The following is a 17,662-nucleotide window of genomic DNA, read 5'->3' as shown; positions in this document are numbered from 1 at the left end:
GCGCGCATAGTGGGGCACGTGACCCATCTCACGCACCACGGCTGGTGCCCTCAACCAGCCTTCTCCGCTAAGGCGTTACAGGCACTCAGCGGCTCGGCGGCGCGCGGCCACGACAGCGGCCATGACATGAGCCAGGGGTGGCCGCGGTGACCGACGGCGCGGCACCGGGCACCCGGCGCCGGTGCCCGGCCACCAACCAGGCGCTGGCCGCGGCCCTCAAGGAATCCGGCTGCTCGTACGCCTCATTGGCCCTGCGCGTCAATGAGCTGGGCCGCCGTCAGGGACACTCCTCCCACTACGACAAGGCGTCCGTCACCCGCTGGCTGCAGGGCGGCCAGCCGCGCGGTACGACGCCGGAACTGATCGCGGCCGTGCTCTCCCACCGGCTCGGCCGGCCGGTGGCCCCCGCCGAGCTCGGCTTCATCCCCGACCGACAGCGCCCGGTCGTCGCCCGGGCGCTGGCCTACCGGGAGGACGTGGCGGAAACCTTGCACACGCTCGCCGAACTCGGCTCCACCGACATATCCCGCCGCAGCCTGCTGGGTGCGGTCCCCTTCGTCGCCGGCGCGCTGGTGACCCCGCAGCGGGAATGGCTGCTGTGGCTGGTCGAGAACCAGGGCACCGCCGGCCCGGCCGCCGACGGACCGGCCGCGGCCGCCGACGCCGGCCGGATCGAGCAGGTCCGCGCCGCGATCAGCATGTTCGACGAGATGGACAACCGCTTCGGCGGCGGCCAGGTCCGCGCCAGCATCGTCCTGTACCTGTCGACCGAGGTCGTCCCCATGCTGCAGCGCCGCGGCGTGGCCACGGGCGAGCGGCGCGAGCTGTTCACCGCCGCGGCCAAGCTGGCCGCGATGGCCGGCTGGAGCAGCTACGACAACGCCGAGTACGGCCTGGCCCAGCGCTATATGACCCAGGCGCTGCGGCTGTGCGCGGAAGGCGGCGACCGGATCCTCGGCGGCCAGATCCTGGCCGGCCTGTCCCACCTGGCCACCAACCTCGGCCAGCCCCAGGCGGGCGTCGAGCTCGCCCGGGTGGGCGTGGCCACGGCGAAGAACGCGGGCAGCCCGCTGGGCCTGATGCGACTGCACGCCATGGCGGCCCGCGGATACGCCGCCCTCGACGAGCCCCGCGAGGCCGCCCGCGCGCTGCGCTCGGCGGACGCCGCGCTGGAGGCGAGCCGGGGCGCCGAGGAGGAGTCGGAGTGGGTCCGCTTTCTCGATCACCACTATCTGGAGGCCGAGGCCGCGCTGTGCTTCCGCGATCTGGGCAGCGCGGCGGAGGCCGAGCGCGCGGCCGACGAGTCGGTGCGGGCCAACGGCGACCGGCGCCGCCGACAGGCCATCAGCCGCTCGGTCCTGGCCACCGCGCATCTGCAGCAGAACCGGCTCGACGAGGCGATCGGCACCGCCGACGCGGCGCTCAGCGCGCTCAGCGGTGTGCACAGCGAGCGCTCGGTCCAGGCCCTGCGCGACTTCCGTACCCGGCTGCGGCCGCACCGCGGCGAGCCCAGGGTCCGCGACTTCGAGCTCCGCTCCCGGGCCCTGCTGGGCGTGGCGGCCTGAGACGCGCTGCGGCACTCTTTCCCCGGCTCCTTCCGGGCTCCACCGCCATGCGGCCCGGAAGGAGGCCGCGCCCGGGCCCTGCACCGCCGGGGGTGTGCAGGGCCCGAGCGAGGCCGAGAGGGCGTCAATAACCCTCCGGGCTCGGGGCGTTCTGGGCTCGGTCGACCGGGACATGGGCGCCGGAGACGCCGCTGGAGGCGTCCGAGAGAAGGAACGCGACGACCCGCGCCACCTCCTGCGGCGCGACCAGTTCGCCGTTCGGGAACTCCCTCGCGAACCTGGCGAACGCCTCCGGCTCCTCGCCGCGCATGCGGTCCCAGCGCTTGCCGGGGATGAGCATCGACCCGGGGGAGACGGCGTTCACCCGGATGCCGTCCGGTCCGAGTTCGCGCGCCAGCGAGGCCGCGAGGTGGATCTGGGCGGCCTTCGCCGCGCCGTACTGGGCCTGCGGTCCCGGCTTCCAGCCGGAGATGGAGGCGATGACCACGACCGATCCGCCTCCGGACCCGCGTGCCCCGCGCAGATGCGGCACGGCGGCCCGCACCAGCCGGGCGGTGTGGCCGACGTTCAACTCCCAGGTGGCGGCCCAGTCGTGGGCGTCCGCTTCCTCCAGGCCGCCGCCGCGGGCGCCGCCGACGCAGGCCACCACGCCGTCCAGACCGCCGAAACGTTCCGCTGCGCCATCGACGAACGTCTCCAGCCGCCCCGGCTCGATGACGTCCAGCGCGCGGGTGAACAGCGTCTCGCCCCCCTGGCCGGGCAGTGACTTCGCCAGGGCCGCCAGATCGGGCTCCGACCGCGCGCAGGTGGCCACCGAGGCGCCGTCCGCCAGCAGCAGCCGTACGATCTGTTCGCCCAGGCCCCGGGTGCCGCCGGTGACCACGATCCGCTTGCCGTCCACACCGGACCGCGCGGCCGGGCAGAGTCCCGGCCGGCGGTCCTCACTCACGCTTGCCACGCCCGGACCGTACAGTCCGCGAGGCGTGCGACCCGAACCACTACGCCCGTGCAACCGAACAACCCCCGTGCCCCCTCGCCGACCGGACAGTCCAACCGTTTGTCTACGTGAACGGTGACCGACGTACGTCCCGCTGTCTTCGAAGGAGGAATTCATGCCGCAACCCGGCAGCCGCCGCGACCGGGCCGCAGCCGCCCGTGGCAGCCGGCCCCGGCGCGTGGGCCGAGGGGCGCGCACCCCTCGCCCCCGGCGCGGATGCCGCGGTGGGGAACCTGGCCAGGGGACGCAGCATGCGCTTACCCGCTTACCGGGGCATCAACCACCCACGCCGGGCGCGTTATCGGCGCGACAGGCGCGACAGGCGCGACAGGCGGGGAGGGACCGGTGATCTCCTTGGCGACCCTCCGCTTCTTCCGGGCCGAGTTCCCGGCCCGGACCGACCGGGCCTTCGCCGTCCGCCGGATGCTCACCGCCTTCCTGAAGTACTGGCAGCTGGACGACGCCGTGGAGGGCGCGGTGCTGGCCACCGACGAGCTGTTCGCGAACGCGGTGGAGCACGGCAGCAGCGGCCCCGATGACACCGTCACCGTCACCGTGGGCGTCGAGCCCGCCGGGGACGAGCTGCGCATCGAGGTGGCCGACGGCTCGCCGGTCCGGCCGGTCTTCCGTACGGCGGCCGAGACGGAGGAGTCCGGTCGGGGGCTGGCCATCGTCGACGTCCTGGCGAGCGACTGGGGCACCGATCCGCCGGACGGGGACGGCGCGGGCAAGAAGGTGTGGTTCACGCTGGCGCTCGGGCGGGCGGGGTAGGCCCCCGGGGCGGTGCGACAGAAGCGGACGGGGCAGCAGGGAGACCGGAGGCGAGATGCGTGGGCGAGGCACCGTAGAGACCGCCGCGGCCGACTGGCTGCTGTCGTCGGTCGGGGAGGAGCCGGGCCGGGTGCGCGTGCAGTGGGCCAGCGGCGACGGCCTCGCCGACCTCCCGGTCGGCCCGCTCTTCGACCTGGTCCGGATGTCCGAGGGCACCGGGATGGCCGTGGTCCAGGCGCTGCGGCGGCGCGACGCGGTCGTCGGCCCGGTGATGCTGGCCACCGCCAGCCATGTGCTCTCCTTCCTCGTGCCGCCCGGCTCGGCCCGGGAATGGAAGGCGTGGCTGCGGGGGTCCGGCCACGGCCGCCGCCGCGCCGTCGCCGCCGCCGGGCCGGGCCGGGTGCTGCGCTGCCCCCGGCCCGGGTGCGTACGGCAGGGCCACATCTGGCTGGTCAGGCCGGGCGGCCCGCTCACCGACAGCCGGGCCCTGTGGGCCGCGCTGCGGGACGCCGCACCGCCCGTTCCCCGGGACCGCGCCTCATACGCCCTGTTCCGCTAGACCCCGCTCAGGCCCAGTCCGCGCGGTGCTCGATGGCGAAGTCGCGGAAGGAGCGGGTGGCGGCGAACTCCCTGGGGTATCCCGGGCCGGCCGGCCGCCCGGCCAAGGTCGCGGTGCCATCGCGACATGGCGTGCGGCCCGGCCGGACACCTCGGCGCTGACGCGCGCCGCGTCGACGAAGCCGACCCCGGCCTCCGCCACCGGGGCGATGAGGCAGAGATGGGTCACCCCGCGCAGCGCCGCGGCGAGCATGTGAGGCGGTCCGGGCTCCCAGGGCCGACGGGCTCGCCGCGGGCGTCTTCCCCCGTACGGATAGTTGTTCGTGGTGCGGATCGCCCGGATGGACCAATGAAACGAGGCATGGCGGGTCAAGTCGCCTCATCATCGCTGAGTCGGAGGAGGTATGTCTTCACCGCCACCCCCCGGAAGGAGCCCCCCATGGCAACCGGCCTCTCGGTCCACATCGGCCTCAACCAGGTCGACCCCGCGCGCTACGACGGCTGGAGCGGTGACCTCAACGCCTGTGAGCAGGACGCGAGCGACATGGCGCGGCTCGCCGAGGCCGCGGGCTTCACCGTCACCGACCCGCTGCTCACCTCCGCCGCCACGGCCGACGCGGTGTCCGCCACCCTGGCGGCCGCGGCCGGCCGGCTCACCGGGGGCGACATCCTCTTCCTCACCTACTCGGGCCACGGCGGCCAGGTGCCGGACCTCAACCACGACGAGACCGGCGACCGGTTGGACGAGACCTGGGTGCTCTACGACCGGCAGCTGGTCGACGACGAACTCTTCGGCCTGCTCGGGAAGTTCGCCAAGGGGGTGCGGATCTGGATGCTCTCCGACAGCTGCCACAGCGGGACGGTGGCCAAGGTCCTGCCCGAGGTGCTCAGCCGCGGCGAACTCGACCGGCGCTTCAGCACCGACCAGCCGGACGAGGTCGCCAAGCGGATCAGGGTCATGCCGCTTCCGGTGCAGTCCGTCGTCTACAAGCGGGACCGCGCCTTCTACGACGAGATCCAGAACACCCGCACCGCCAAGGACCTCGCCGAGATCGACGCCACCGTGCTGCAGATCTCCGGCTGCCAGGACAACCAGACCTCCGCGGACGGGATGGTCAACGGCCTGTTCACGGGCACGCTCCTGGACGTCTGGCGGGACGGCGCCTTCGACGGCAGCTACCGCAGGCTGCACCGGGAGATCACCAAGCGGATGCCCCCGGACCAGACCCCCAACCTGTTCCAGGCCGGCCCGCCCGTCCCCGCCTTCGCCCGGCAGCGGCCCTTCACCATCTGACCGTCCCACCACCTGACCGTCACGGCCGCGCCCGCCGCGTGACCTGGGTGTGCGCGGCCGGGCCCGGAGAGGTATGACAGAAGAAGGGCACGGAGAGCCGGAGGCCCGCCCGGCTGACCGCCGGTGCCGCGTCGGCCCGCCCCTGCGCACGGGCAGCGGGAATGAGGTGCCGGGATGACTGCGCAAGACCGCCCGCCAACCGCGCGAGACCGCCCGCGAGGGGACGGCGAGGCGGACCTGAACGACCTCGCCGCCGCCCCCGGAGGACTGCTCGATCTGCTCCGGGTCGCCGCGGTGGTGCTGGACAGCGACGGCCGTATCGCCCTGTGGAGCCCGGAGGCCGAGCAGCTGCTCGGCTACCGCTCCTCCGAGGCCCTGGGCCGCAACGCCGCCCGCCTGCTGGTCGACCGCGAGAACCGGCGGTCCGCGGTGGAGCTGTTCGCACGGGTGCGGGCGGGCAAGATGTGGGCGGGCGTCTTTCCGGTCCGGCACAAGGACGGCACCGCCCTGCGGGTCGAGTTCCGCACCATGGGCCTGCGCGACTCCCGCGGCGACGCCTACGCCCTCGGGCTCGCGGCCGACGAGGGCACCGTACGGCAGCTGGAGACCGACCTGGCCGTCTCCGGCTTCCTGGTCGAGCAGTCGCCCGTGGGCCTCGCCGTGTTCGACACGGACCTGCGGTGGACCCGGGCCAATCCGGCCCTGCTGGAGATGAACGGCCTCTCCGAGGGCGACGTCCGCGGCCGGCGCCTCAAGGACGTGCTGCCCGGGCTGGACGCCCGGGCCATCGAGTCCGCGCTGCTGCACGTCATGGAGACCGGGCAGCCGCTGCTCGACCAGCAGACCGTCGGCCGCACCCCCGCCGACCCCAACCACGACCACGCCTGGTCGGAGTCGTACTACCGGCTGGAGGACCCCAGCGGTCGCGTGCTGGGCATCGCCGTCTCGGTGATCGACGTGTCCCGACGCCACCGGGCGGCCAGCGAGGCCGCCGAGGCCCGCGAGCGGCTGGCCCTCATCGCCGAGGCCGGAATACGCATCGGCACCACCTTGGACCTGCGGCAGACCGCCCAGGAGCTGGCCGATGTGGCCGTGCCCCGGCTGGCCGACCTCGCCGCCGTGGATGTGCTGGACGCCGTGGTGCACCGCGAGCCCATGGCCCGGCTGGGCGCGGATGGCTCGGCCCGCTTCCGGGCGCTGGCCGTGGCGGCGGGCTACCCCACCGACGCCGTGCACGCGGCGGACCCGGTGGGCGAGATCGCCCGGTACGACCCGAGCCGCATGATCACGCGCTGTGTCCGCGAGGCCCAGCCGATCTTCGTGCCCCGGGTGGCCGCGGAGGACCTGCGGCGCATCGCCCGGGACGAGGCGTCCGCCGCCGTGCTGCGCAAGGAAGGCGTCCACTCCTATCTGGCGGCCCCGCTCATCGCCCGCGGCAGCGTGCTCGGCACCCTCAGCCTGCACCGCACGATCAACGACCGGCCCTTCGACGAACAGGACCTCACCCTCGCCTGCGAACTGGCCACCCGCGCCGCGCTGTGCATCGACAACGCCCGCCTGTACGCCCGGGAGCGCGACGCGGCGCTCACCCTGCAGCGCAGCATGCTGTCCCAGCAGCCGCGCGACCTGGACGGCCTGGAGATCGCCTCGCGGTATCTGCCCGCGGTCAGCGCGGCCGGCGGCGACTGGTTCGACGTACTGTCGCTCCGGGACGGCAAGGTGGCCCTGGTGGTCGGGGACGTGATGGGCAAGGGCATCCACGCCGCGGCGATCATGGGCCAGCTGCGCACCGCCACCCGGGCCTTCGCCCAGCTCGACCTGGCGCCCGCCGAGCTGCTGCGCCACCTCGACGACATCACCACCGCCCTGGGCGACTCGATCGCCACCTGCCTGTACGCGGTCTGCGACCCGCGCAGCGGCCGGTGCCGGCTGTCCACCGCCGGCCATCTGCCACCGGTGCTGGTGCGCCCGGGCGGGCGGGCCGAACTCCTCGACATGCCCAGCGGCGCGCCGCTGGGCGTGGGCGGCGTACCGTTCGCCTCGGTCGAGTGCGAGCTGTCGCCGGGGACCCTGCTGGCCCTGTTCACCGACGGTCTGGTCGAGAAGCGCCACCAGTCCATCGACGTGGGCCTGTGCACCCTGCTGGAGCTGCTGGGCCGCCAGCAGGGCCCGCTCGAGCGGACCTGCGACCAGGTGCTGGCCGCCCTGCACGGGGCGCCGGACGACGATGTGGCGCTGCTCCTGGCGCGGCTGCGCGAGCGTTCACCGGACGGGGTAAGCGCTGGTTAGTGTGGGCGCCCTCGGCCACCGCCCGGGACAGGCGGCCGCCTCACTTCTTGGCGCGGCTGGGCTGCACCCGCTTCGGCTCGCCCTTCATCTTCGGATGCTCGGGCGGATAGGGCAGATCGCCCAGGCCGTGCTCCCGCTCGTCCCGGTCGGCCAGCTCCAGGGCGGCCTCCAGCCGGCATGGCTGCCGGTCCATGTCGGCGTGCACATCGCCCTGCTCCCGGAACCGCACCGGCATGGTGGCCAGATCGAAGTCCCGCGGCCTGGCGTCGGGCACCTCCTCCCAGAGCAGCGGCGCCGAGACCGGGGCGTGCGGCCGGGGGCGCACGGAATAGGCGCTGGCGATGGTCCGGTCGCGGGCCGTCTGGTTGTAGTCCACGAACACCTTCTCGCCGCGCTCCTCCTTCCACCACGCCGTGGTGATCCGCCGCGGCGCGCGGCGCTCCAGCTCACGCGCGACGGCGATCGCGGCCCGGCGCACCTGGGTGAAGGTCCACACCGGCTCGATGGGCACGAACACATGCAGCCCACGGCCGCCCGAGGTCTTCGGCCACCCCCGCAGCCCCAGCTCCTCCAGCACCGGCCGCAGCTGGCCGGCCGCCCACACCGCGTCCTCGTAGTCGGTCCCCGGCTGTGGGTCCAGGTCGATCCGCAGCTCGTCGGGGTGGTCGGTGTCCTCCCGCCGGACCGGCCACGGGTGGAAGGTCAGACACCCCAGATTCGCCGCCCAGACGACGGCCGCGGGCTCGGTGGGACAGATCTCGTCCGCGTGGCGCCCGCTGGGGAAGGAGATCCGCCCGGTCGGAATCCAGTCGGGCAGGTTCTTCGGCGCCCGCTTCTGGAAGAACGACTCGCCCTCTACGCCGTCCGGGTAGCGCTCCAGCGTCGTCGGCCGGTCCCGCAGCGCCCGCAGGATGCCGTCGCCGACGGCCAGGTAGTAGCGGGCGACGTCCAGCTTGGTGAAGCCCCGCCGCGGAAAATAGACCTTGCCGGGGTTGGTCAGCCGTACCGTGCGCTCGCCGACCGTGAGCTCCGCCGTCTCTCCCATGGAGGTAACGCTAGGCCCGCGGGCCACAGGTCACCTCCCGGCGGGCGCCGCGCCGGGGAGGAGGGGGTACCTCCCAGCGGTGGCTGGGGGAGGACAATCGGGACATGGACCTTCCGGTCATGCCACCCGTGGAGCCGATGCTGGCCAAGTCCGCGGCCGCCATCCCGCCGGGCATGTGGTACGAGGCGAAATGGGACGGCTTCAGGGCCATCGTCTTCCGCGACGGGGACGAGATCGAGCTGATCAGCCGCTCGGGCAAGCCGCTGACCCGCTACTTCCCGGAACTGGTCGGCGCCCTCCTGGCGAATGTGCCGCCGCGCTGCGTCCTCGACGGTGAGATCGTCATCGCGCGCGGGGGCCGCCTGGACTTCGACGCGCTCCTGGAGCGCATCCACCCCGCCGACTCGCGGGTGCGCCACCTCGCCGAGGTGACCCCGGCGAGCCTGGTGGCCTTCGACCTGCTCGCGCTGGGTGACGAGTCCCTGATGGACACGCCCCTGCGGCAGCGGCGGGACGCGCTGACCGAGGCGCTGCGGGAGGCCGCCGACCCGGTTTTCACCGCGCCCTGGACCGATGACCCGGGCCTGGCCGAGCGGTGGTTCCAGCAGTTCGAGGGCGCGGGCCTGGACGGCGTCGTCGCCAAACGCCCCGACCTCGGCTACCGGCCGGGGGAGCGGGTCATGGTCAAGGTCAAGCACGAGCGGACCGCGGACTGCGTGGTGGCGGGGATGCGGCCGCACAAGTCCGGCCCGGTCGTCGGCTCGCTGCTGCTGGGCCTGTACGACGCCGCCGGCCGACTCCAGCACGTCGGCGTGTGCGGCGCCTTCTCGATGCGGCGCCGGCAGGAGCTCATGGCCGAGCTGGAGCCGCTGCGGATGGACACCCTCGACGGACACCCCTGGGCCGGCTGGGCCAGCGAGGAGGCGCGAACGCCCCAGCAGGCACGCCGGATGCCCGGCGCGCCCAGCCGCTGGACCGGCGTCAAGGACCTGTCGTGGATGCCGCTGCGGCCGGAGCGGGTGTGCGAGGTGGCGTACGACCATATGCAGGGCGACCGCTTCCGCCACACGGCCCGGTTCCGCCGCTGGCGGCCCGACCGCGAGCCGCGCGGATGCACCTACGCCCAGCTGGAGGAGCCGGTGAGCTACGACTTGAGAAAGGTACTGGGTTCCTGACCTCCCCTCAGCTCGCTCAAGGCCGCCGGGGGGACCGGCGGGAGCCGCCCGGCCCTCCCGCGGGGGCCGCGGTCATGTCCAGAAACCAGTCGCGGGCCGCCGCGGCCGCCTGGGCCAGCGTCCCCGGCTCCTCGAACAGATGGGTCGCACCGGGCACCACATGCACGGAGTGGGGCGCCACCAGCATCGCCGCCGCCTGCTCGTTGAGCCGCAGCACCTCGTGGTCCTCGCCGCCCACCACCAGCAGCACCGGAGCGCGGCCCCGGGAGAGCACGCCGCCCGCCAGATCGGGGCGGCCGCCGCGGGAGACCACGGCCCGCACCCGCTCCGGCCGCTCCGCCGCGGCCACCAGCGCCGCCGCCGCGCCCGTGCTGGCGCCGAACAGCCCGACCGGAAGGGCGGCGGTCGCCGGGTGCCCGCCGAGCCAGTCCACCGCCGCCACCAGGCGCCGGCCCAGCAAGGGGATGTCGAAGCGGTGCTCGGCGGTGATCGCGTCCACCCGCTCCTCGTCCACGGTGAGCAGGTCGAACAGCAGCGTCCCCAGGCCCGCCCGCTGCAGCACCTCGGCCACCGAGCGGTTGCGCGGGCTGTGCCGGGAGCTGCCGCTGCCGTGGGCGAAGGCCACCACGCCGCGGGCCCCCTCGGGCACCGTCAGATCGCCCACCAGCAGCGCGCCGTCCGTGGCGATACGGGCCGTCTCCGAGACCATCGGCCACCTCCTGCGCGGCCGGGCGGGGCCCCGCCCGGCGGGGTCAGGCATGGGCCAGCAGACCCTGCCTCAATTCGCTGTACAGCCGGGAGAGCCTGCGGGATATGTGCATCTGCGAGAAGCCGAGGATCTCGCCGATCTGGCTCTGCGAGAGGCCGACGAAGAACCGCAGGTACAGGACGTAGCGGTCCTGTTCCGAAAGGTGGGTGATCAGTGCCCGGAGCGCCTCCCGGTTGACGACCCGCTCGATCGCCGCGTCGTCCGCGCCCACCGTCTCGGCGAGCAGCCGCTCCTCGGCGCCCTGGACCGCGGCGTTGAGGGACAGCGGAGTGCACGAGGCGCTGGCTTCCAGGCCCGCTTTCACGTCTTCCTTGGGCATGCCGGTGCGGCTGGAGATCTCGGTGATGGTGGGGGTGCGGCCGCCGAGCTCCTGCTCGAGGGCGTCGCGTGCCGAGCGGGTGCGGGAGCGGACTTCCTGGATGTTGCGGGGGACGTGCAGCGTCCACAGGTAGTCGCGGAAGTGCCGCTTGAGTTCGCCGGTGATGACCGGGATCGCATAGGAGGGAAATGCGTGGCCGAGGTTGGGATCGTAGCGGTCGACCGCCTTCACCAGGGCGAGAGAGGCGACCTGGGTGAGGTCTTCCATGTTCTCGCCCTTGTTGCGGAAACGCAGAGCCAGACGTTTTGCCACGGGCAGCCAGGCGCAGATGATCGCCTCACGCAGGGCGTCGCGCTCCGGTCCCGACGGCAATCGGGAAAGGCGAGCGAAGTCACCGTCGGTATCGGGAGTGTCGTCATGGCGCCGGTGGCGAGTCGCGGTTGCTGACATGGTCACTCGTCTCCGTGGTCCGATGTCACATCCTGCCCGCGGCACATCGATGCGCTAATGTCCCGCTGCGCTCGGCCTCCCTCTGGTTGATCGAATTCAGGGTCGCCACCAGATTCGCACGGTCCCCAATAGCTCGCAATTCGGCTGAATTGCCCCCTCGCGCGTCCCCCGTGCGGCGGAACCCGGCCGGGGGAGACTGGTTCGGCCCGGTCGCGGGGGGTACGCGGGCGGGATGGACGTCACCCTTCGCCTCGCCCAGCGCCCCGAGGCCGATGAATTGCTCGGGCGCAGCCCGCTGGCCGCGCTGACCGGCATGCTGCTCGACCAGCAGGTGCCCATGGAGTGGGCGTTCTCCGGGCCGTACACCATCGCGCGGCGCATGGGCGGTGACGACCTGGACGCGCATGAGATCGCCGCTTGTGACCCGGAGCGGTTCGCCGAGGTGCTGTCGGCCAAGCCCGCGGTGCACCGGTATCCGGGGTCCATGGCCAAGCGGGTGCAGCAGCTGTGTCAATACCTGGTCGACGAGTACGACGGCGACGCGGCGGCCGTGTGGCGGGACGTCGCCACCGGCAAGGAGCTGCTCGGCCGGCTGAACGCGCTGCCCGGCTTCGGCAAGCAGAAGTCGCAGATCTTCCTGGCGCTGCTCGGCAAGCAGTTCGGTGTGCGGCCCGAGGGGTGGCGCGCGGCGGCGGGCCCCTACGGCGAGGAGGGTTCGTACCGCTCGGTCGCCGACATCACGGGGCCCGAGTCACTGGACAAGGTCCGCGCCCATAAGCAAGAGGCCAAGCGGGCCGCCAAGGCGGCGACGCCCAAGCGCACCACGTCCTAGCGGCGCGTCAGTCACCAGCGGGCCTCCCGGGTGAGCGGCCCGGGGGCGGGAGAGGGGTCCGGGACCGGATCGGGGCCGGGCGGCTGGGGCACCGGATGCGGCGGCGGACCGGGCGGCGGGCTCGGGGGCGGGCCGGGCGGCGGGCCCGGCGGAGGGCTGGGCGCGGGGTCCGGCGGCGGCCCGGGCGTCGGCCCCGGCTCGGGGCCCGGCCCGGGACCCGGTTCCGGCCCGCCAGGGCCGGGCGACGGGGTCGGCGACGGCGGCGCGGGTTCGCGGTTGTCGGGGGAGAGGTGCCGGGGATCGGCCTGCCGTGTCACGGTGACCTCCAGAATTGCTGACGACGGTCACTCATCCATCGCGACGCGAGTGCCCTGCCGTCCCCCGGTCATGCCTCCTCCGCCTCTCCCGTCGACATTCCGGGAAATCCAGCGGCGGGCGGGGAACCGCGTCATGGGGCATCAGCGTGCCATGCGACGCTTCCCTGATCCGAATCCTGAAATCCGAATCATCGTCCACGCATATCCTATCTGTTCTGGCTTGCCCGTAAATCTCCGCCATTACATGTTTCCCGGTTTTTCTTGGCGTTTCTCGGTGTTTCCGGGTTTCTCTCGGTGTTGTATAGGGAATTCTCTGCGGTCCGGCTTCAGCCGGCGTCGACGAGCACGACCTCGACCCCGGCCGCCCGCAGCGCCCGCACCTCGTCCTGGTCGGCGGCGCCGTCCGTCACCAGCGTCCATCCCGGCGGCAGCTGGACCCAGGTGTGGAAGGGGCGGCGGCCGACCTTCGCCGCGTGGGCCAGCACATAGACGGCGTCGGCCCGGCGGGCCATCAGCTCCTTGAGGCGGGTCTGGCGCAGGTCCGCCTCGCACAGACCGTGGCGGGCTGTCACGCCGTCGGCGCCCAGGAACACCCGGTCGAAGGTCATCCGCTCCAGCGCGGCCTCGGCGAGCGGCCCGACGAAGCTCTGGCTCAGCGTGCGCAGCGTGCCGCCGAGGCACTCCACCCGCACGCCGTCCACGTCGGAGAGCTCCTGCAGCGCGGTGAGCCCGGTCGTCGCCACCGTCAGATCCTCGGCCGCGCGCAGCTCATGGGCCAGGGCGCCGACGGTGGAGCCCGCGTCGAGCAGGACCTGCTCGCCCGTACGGATCCGCCCCGCCGCCCACCGGGCGATGGCCCGCTTGGCCTCGAAGGCCTCGCCGGTGCGCTGGCGCAGCGATGCCTCGGGGTGCGCCACCAGGGCCATCGCCCCGCCGTAGGTGCGGGCCAGCCGCCCGGCGGCGGTCAGTTGGGCGAGGTCGCGGCGGATGGTGGAGGCGGTGACCCCGAAGGCGCGGGACAGCTCCTCCACGCTCGCCAGGCCCGTGGTGGTGGCGAGGTGGACGATCTGGTCGCGGCGGCCCCGCGCTCCCTGGGCAGGCATCGTCACGTCGTCACTCGTCCTTCTGGTCCTGGCGTCACCGGGCGGAGGCCGAGGACATCTCGGCCGCCTGCCGCAGGGCCTCGATCATGCTACCGGCGTCCGCCTTGCCGGTACCGGCGATGTCGAAAGCGGTGCCGTGGTCGACGGAGGTGCGGATGACGGGCAGCCCGACGGTGAGGTTGACCCCCGCCTCCAGGCCGAGCACCTTGACCGGGCCGTGCCCCTGGTCGTGGTACATCGCCACGATCAGGTCGTAGTCGCCGCGGCCGGCCAGGAAGAAGGCGGTGTCGGCGGGGAGCGGGCCGCGGGCGTCGATGCCGTCCGCGCGCAGCACCTCCAGCGCGGGGACGATCTTCTCCTCCTCCTCGCCGTAGCCGAACAGCCCGTTCTCGCCGGCGTGCGGGTTGATGCCGCACACCCCGATCACCGGGTTCGGGTTCCCGGCGCGGACCATCGCCTCGTGGCCGCGGCGTACGGTGCGCTCGACGAGGCCGGGCTCGATCCGGTTGACCGCGTCGATCAGGCCGATGTGCGTGGTGACGTGGATGACCTTCACGGTCGGGGTGGCCAGCATCATCGACACCTCGTCGACGCCGGTGAGATGGGCGAGGAGTTCTGTGTGCCCGGGGAAGAGGTGGCCGCCCGCGTGCAGCGCCTCCTTGTTCAGGGGCGCGGTGCAGATGCCCTGCACCGCGCCGCTCATGGCCAGTTCGGCGGCCACCCGCACGTACTGGTAGGCGGCGTCCCCGGCCACCGCGGACAGCCGCCCCCAGGGCAGGTCGGCGGGGAGCAGGTCCAGGTCGATCACATTGATCCGCCCCGGGGTGAACTCGGCCTCCTCGGGTCCGGAGACGGGGACGATCTCGCAGTCGAGGTCCCGCAGCCGGGCGGCCTGGCGCAGCCGCGCCGCGTCCCCGATGGCCACCGGGCGGCAGCGCCGCAGCGTGGCCTGGTCGAGCAGGGCGGGGACGACCACCTCCGGCCCGATGCCCGCGCCGTCGCCCATGGTGACCGCGATGAGGGGGAGCGGGCCGTCGGCGTGGGAGGCGGGAATGGGGGATGGGTTCATGGACGGACCTTCCGTTGAGTCGGGTGGGGGCGCAGCGCGTGGACGATCTGCCGCAGTGAGTCGGCGTCGCCGAAGCTGCCCGGGCGGGTCACGACGGATCGCCCGTCGGGGGTACGGAGGTGTACGGCGCCGTGGTGCACCTGGCCGACGGGGTGGAGCTCGGTGACGCCGAGCGTGTCCAGCACCCGCCGGGCGGTCTCCCCGCCGGTCAGGACCAGGTCGACAGTGCCGTCGTGGCGGGCGAGAGCGGCGGCGACGGCGCGGGCGAGGCCGTGCACCAGCCGTCGGGGCGCGAGGGCGGCCGGGGCCGGGCCGGGCGCGGGGGTGAGGACGGTCACCGCGTCGTCGTGGAGCGGCGGCGGTGCCATCGGCGCGGCCGAGCCGTCCGCGCACAGGGCGTCGAGGGGGAGCCGCAGGACGATGGCGCCGTCGGCGGCCAGTCGCCGGATCTGTTCGGCGGCCGAGGGTTCGGCCGTGCCGACCACGACCAGCAGCGGCCGCGTGCCGGTCGTGACCGCTGTGGCCCGGGGTGGCGCGGCGGTCTCGGTGGCGGTCTCGGCCTGGAGCGGCTCGCCGCCCGTCAGGTGGCGGCCGACGGCGGCGGCCAGGCCGCCGGAGCCGACCAGGCGGGTGCCGGGCCCGTCGGCCAGCGCGGCCTCGACGATCGCGTCCAGGTCGGCGTCGGTCTCCGCGTCGCAGACGGCCACCCGCCCCTCGGCCAGGGCGGACCGCAGTGCGGTCAGCAGGGTGCGCCGGGAGGTCCGTACGGCCGTGAGCGGGATGAGCGCGCTGCGGGCCGGGCCGAGCGCGCCCCGCACCGAGCGCGGCGGGGGCGCCGGCTCGGCGCGCCAGGCGTCGCTGTGGTGCAGCGGGGTGGCGCCGAGGTGGACGACGCCCGCGCGCACCGCGCGCCCGGCGGCGGGCAGCGCGGGTGCGACGACCACGCCGGCTCCGTCCGCGGCGAGGGCGGCCACCTCGGCGGCGACATTGCCCCGCAGCAGCGAGTCGATCTTCTTCAGCACCAGGGGGTCGCCCGGGGGCGGCAGGGCCAGTGCGGCGCGGACCGCCTCGGCCGCCTCGGCGGCGGGCAGATGGCGCGAGTCGAGGTCCAGTACGGTCGCCTCGCCCGGGTGGCGCGGGGCGGCGGAGTCCCCAACAAGTACGACCCGACTGCGCGTTGTGCGCGATTCAAGCCCGGCGGCTGTCTCGGCCGCGCCGGACAGGTCGTCCGCGATGGCGAGCAGCCGTCTGCTGGGCTTCGGTTCCACCGGTACCTCCTCGAACGACCAGCGACAGCACGGAACGGGCACGGAACGGGCACGGAACGGCATGGAACCGCGGGGAAGCGGAGGACGGCGGCACGCGCCGCCCCGACGATCTCGATGATGACACACCTTGCGCGAAGTGTGCGAGAGGTATTGCGTGAAACGCGCATCCGTGTCACGGTGACCGCCGCGACACTAAGACCGCCCGGCGGCGATCCGGGCGGATCGAGCGAGCCGGTCGCTCCCCTGAAATGCCGAGAGGTCGACGATGACCCGTATCTCATCCGGTCCGCCCCCCAGCCGGCGGACCCTGCTGCGCCTGGGCGCGAGTGCCACAGCCGGCCTCGCCCTCGGCCCCCTGGCCGGGTGCGCGGGGCCCACCGGTGCCCCCGGCCCCGGCACCATCAGCCTGGGGCTGAACCGCTCCCTGGTCAGCCTGGACAACAAGCTCAACCAGTTCGACGCGGCGGTCACGGTGCAGCGCGCCGTCCGCCAGGGGCTCACCCGGATCGGCAAGGGCCTGCAGACCGAGCTGGTGCTCGCCGACCGCTTCGAGATGACCGAGCCCACCCGCTGGACGGTGCGGCTGCGGGCCGGAGTGCGGTACTCCGACGGCACCCCGGTCACGGTCAAGGACGTGGCCACCGCCCTGAAGATGTACGCGGGCGTCAACGGGTCCTTCCTGATCGGCCTGTTCCCCGAGCTGCCCACCGTCGAGCCGGTGAACGAGCGCACGTTCCATCTGCGCACCGAACACCCGGTGCCGATCCTCGACCAGCTGATGGCCAACATCCTGATCACTCCGGCCGCCAAGAACCGCCCCGAGGAGCTGTCCGGCGGGGTGGGCTCGGGCCCCTACATCGTCACCTCGGCGAACTCCGGCACCGGCGAATACTCCCTGGCCGCCAACCGCAACTACTGGGGACGGCGCCCCGCCGTCGAGAAGGTGCGGGTGCGCTTCGTCCCCGAGGAGTCCAGCCGCGTCGTCGCGGTGCGCAGCGGCGAGCTCGACGTGATCGACACCATCACCCCCGACTCCGCGGAGCAGCTGCGCGGACTGCCCGGCGTGCGGCTCGACCGCACCTCGGGCACCCGGGTCAACCAGCTCTTCTTCAACTTCCGCAAACTGCGGGGACATCCGCTGGCCGACCCCCGGGTGCGCGAGGCGCTGAGCTACGCCATCGACGGGGAGGCCCTGGTGCGCGATGTGCTCACCGGCTCCGCCCAGCAGGCCGAGGGCGTGGTCCCGCTGGCCCTGCGGGGCGCGGTGCGCACCGGGTCCTACGTCCACGACCCCGGCAAGGCCCGCAAACGACTGGCCGCGCTGGGCGCCGACGACCTCAAAGTGAAGATCATCTGGGAGTCGGGCGAGTTCCCCGCGGACACCTCGGTGATGGAGGCCGTGCTGGAGATGTTGCGCGCCGTCGGCGTCCGCGCCTCCCTGCAGCAGTTCCAGCCGGGCGGCGACATCCTGCAGTGGCGGCAGGGCCGCCGCGGCGACTGGGACGTCCTCGGCAACGGCTACTCCGTCCCCACCGGCTACGCCAGCACCAGCCTCCAGGGCATGTACGGAGGCACCCCCGAGAAGGAGAAGACCCGGGACACCTACCAGGGCTATGTCTTCCCCGAGATCGCGGCCAAGCTGGCCGACGCCTCCGCCGAGAGCGACGAGAAGGTCCGCGACAAGAAGCTCGCCGCCGTCCAGAAAGCGATCTGGGACACCCGACCCTGCCTGTGGGCCTTCATCCCCAATGTGGTGCTGGCCCGCCGCACCCGCGTAACTGACGTGCGGCTCCTGCAGGTCAACTCCTACGACGTCGCCGCCGTGCGCCTGGAGGGCTGAG

The 17,662-nt window shown here is 73.6% G+C and carries 15 protein-coding genes; 8 read left to right on the top strand and 7 right to left on the bottom strand.

The window, feature by feature from the left end; all coding sequences use genetic code 11:
• Nucleotides 1-137 precede the first annotated feature (137 nt).
• On the top strand, nt 138-1,565 hold the full coding sequence (locus tag PV419_RS41585) for a hypothetical protein (RefSeq protein WP_415925490.1): 1,428 nt from the start codon (nt 138-140) through the stop codon (nt 1,563-1,565).
• Nucleotides 1,566-1,689: 124 nt separating this feature from the next.
• Here the strand turns inward: PV419_RS41585 and PV419_RS41580 are convergent, their stop codons facing one another.
• A complete protein-coding gene (locus PV419_RS41580; RefSeq protein ID WP_415925489.1) occupies nt 1,690-2,523 on the bottom strand; it encodes an SDR family NAD(P)-dependent oxidoreductase in 834 nt (277 codons plus the stop codon).
• A 384-nt stretch (nt 2,524-2,907) separates the two neighbouring features.
• Between PV419_RS41580 and PV419_RS41575 the strand changes: the two genes are divergently transcribed.
• The 4 genes from PV419_RS41575 (at nt 2,908) to PV419_RS41560 (ending at nt 7,474) form a co-directional block, all read left to right on the top strand.
• Nucleotides 2,908-3,333 carry an ATP-binding protein gene (locus tag PV419_RS41575; RefSeq protein WP_319697968.1) on the top strand — a complete coding sequence of 142 codons (426 nt, stop codon included), beginning with the start codon at nt 2,908-2,910 and terminating at the stop codon, nt 3,331-3,333.
• A 55-nt stretch (nt 3,334-3,388) separates the two neighbouring features.
• Nucleotides 3,389-3,892 carry a hypothetical protein gene (locus PV419_RS41570; RefSeq protein ID WP_319697967.1) on the top strand — a complete coding sequence of 168 codons (504 nt, stop codon included), beginning with the start codon at nt 3,389-3,391 and terminating at the stop codon, nt 3,890-3,892.
• 438 nt (nt 3,893-4,330) lie between these two features.
• Complete coding sequence (locus PV419_RS41565; protein ID WP_319697966.1) at nt 4,331-5,185, top strand: caspase family protein; 855 nt, start codon at nt 4,331-4,333, stop codon at nt 5,183-5,185.
• Nucleotides 5,186-5,359: 174 nt separating this feature from the next.
• Nucleotides 5,360-7,474 carry a SpoIIE family protein phosphatase gene (locus tag PV419_RS41560; protein ID WP_319697965.1) on the top strand — a complete coding sequence of 705 codons (2,115 nt, stop codon included), beginning with the start codon at nt 5,360-5,362 and terminating at the stop codon, nt 7,472-7,474.
• A gap of 40 nt (nt 7,475-7,514) precedes the next feature.
• On the opposite strand, the gene ligD is transcribed toward PV419_RS41560, so the two are convergent.
• Nucleotides 7,515-8,519 (bottom strand): non-homologous end-joining DNA ligase, encoded by a 1,005-nt coding sequence (gene ligD, locus PV419_RS41555; protein WP_319697964.1) that lies wholly within the window; start codon nt 8,517-8,519, stop codon nt 7,515-7,517.
• Nucleotides 8,520-8,623: 104 nt separating this feature from the next.
• On the opposite strand from ligD, the gene PV419_RS41550 reads away from it, so the two are divergent.
• A complete protein-coding gene (locus PV419_RS41550) occupies nt 8,624-9,694 on the top strand; it encodes an ATP-dependent DNA ligase (protein ID WP_319697962.1) in 1,071 nt (356 codons plus the stop codon).
• 16 nt (nt 9,695-9,710) lie between these two features.
• On the opposite strand, the gene PV419_RS41545 is transcribed toward PV419_RS41550, so the two are convergent.
• Nucleotides 9,711-10,403: a dienelactone hydrolase family protein gene (locus PV419_RS41545; protein ID WP_319697960.1), complete on the bottom strand. Its 693-nt coding sequence runs from the start codon at nt 10,401-10,403 to the stop codon at nt 9,711-9,713.
• A gap of 43 nt (nt 10,404-10,446) precedes the next feature.
• A complete protein-coding gene (locus PV419_RS41540; RefSeq protein ID WP_319697959.1) occupies nt 10,447-11,232 on the bottom strand; it encodes a SigB/SigF/SigG family RNA polymerase sigma factor in 786 nt (261 codons plus the stop codon).
• A gap of 232 nt (nt 11,233-11,464) precedes the next feature.
• Between PV419_RS41540 and PV419_RS41535 the strand changes: the two genes are divergently transcribed.
• Entirely contained in the window at nt 11,465-12,064 is a 600-nt protein-coding gene (locus PV419_RS41535) for an HhH-GPD-type base excision DNA repair protein (RefSeq protein WP_319697957.1), read from the top strand.
• 643 nt (nt 12,065-12,707) lie between these two features.
• Here PV419_RS41535 and PV419_RS41530 read toward each other — a convergent pair.
• From PV419_RS41530 to PV419_RS41520, 3 genes are read right to left on the bottom strand one after another with little or no spacing between them, the layout of a single operon-like run.
• The gene (locus PV419_RS41530) at nt 12,708-13,484 is read right to left on the bottom strand and encodes a DeoR/GlpR family DNA-binding transcription regulator (RefSeq protein ID WP_319698094.1); all 777 of its coding nucleotides are present in this window, start codon (nt 13,482-13,484) and stop codon (nt 12,708-12,710) included.
• Between the two features lie 34 nt (nt 13,485-13,518).
• Nucleotides 13,519-14,553, bottom strand: a complete 1,035-nt coding sequence (gene pdxA, locus PV419_RS41525) for a 4-hydroxythreonine-4-phosphate dehydrogenase PdxA (protein WP_319697956.1) — start codon at nt 14,551-14,553, stop codon at nt 13,519-13,521.
• Nucleotides 14,550-15,821, bottom strand: a complete 1,272-nt coding sequence (locus tag PV419_RS41520; protein WP_319697954.1) for a four-carbon acid sugar kinase family protein — start codon at nt 15,819-15,821, stop codon at nt 14,550-14,552. Before PV419_RS41520 ends, pdxA begins: the two co-directional genes overlap by 4 nt.
• A gap of 265 nt (nt 15,822-16,086) precedes the next feature.
• Here PV419_RS41520 and PV419_RS41515 point away from each other — a divergent pair, with 265 nt between their 5' ends.
• Complete coding sequence (locus PV419_RS41515; RefSeq protein ID WP_319697953.1) at nt 16,087-17,661, top strand: ABC transporter substrate-binding protein; 1,575 nt, start codon at nt 16,087-16,089, stop codon at nt 17,659-17,661.
• The last annotated feature ends 1 nt before the right edge of the window (nt 17,662 follow it).

This window comes from Streptomyces sp. ME19-01-6, assembly GCF_033793745.1.
Taxonomy (GTDB): Bacteria; Actinomycetota; Actinomycetes; order Streptomycetales; family Streptomycetaceae; genus Streptomyces.
The sequence above is the reverse complement of the archived record's forward strand: the minus strand, read 5'-3'. Positions and strand labels throughout refer to the sequence as shown.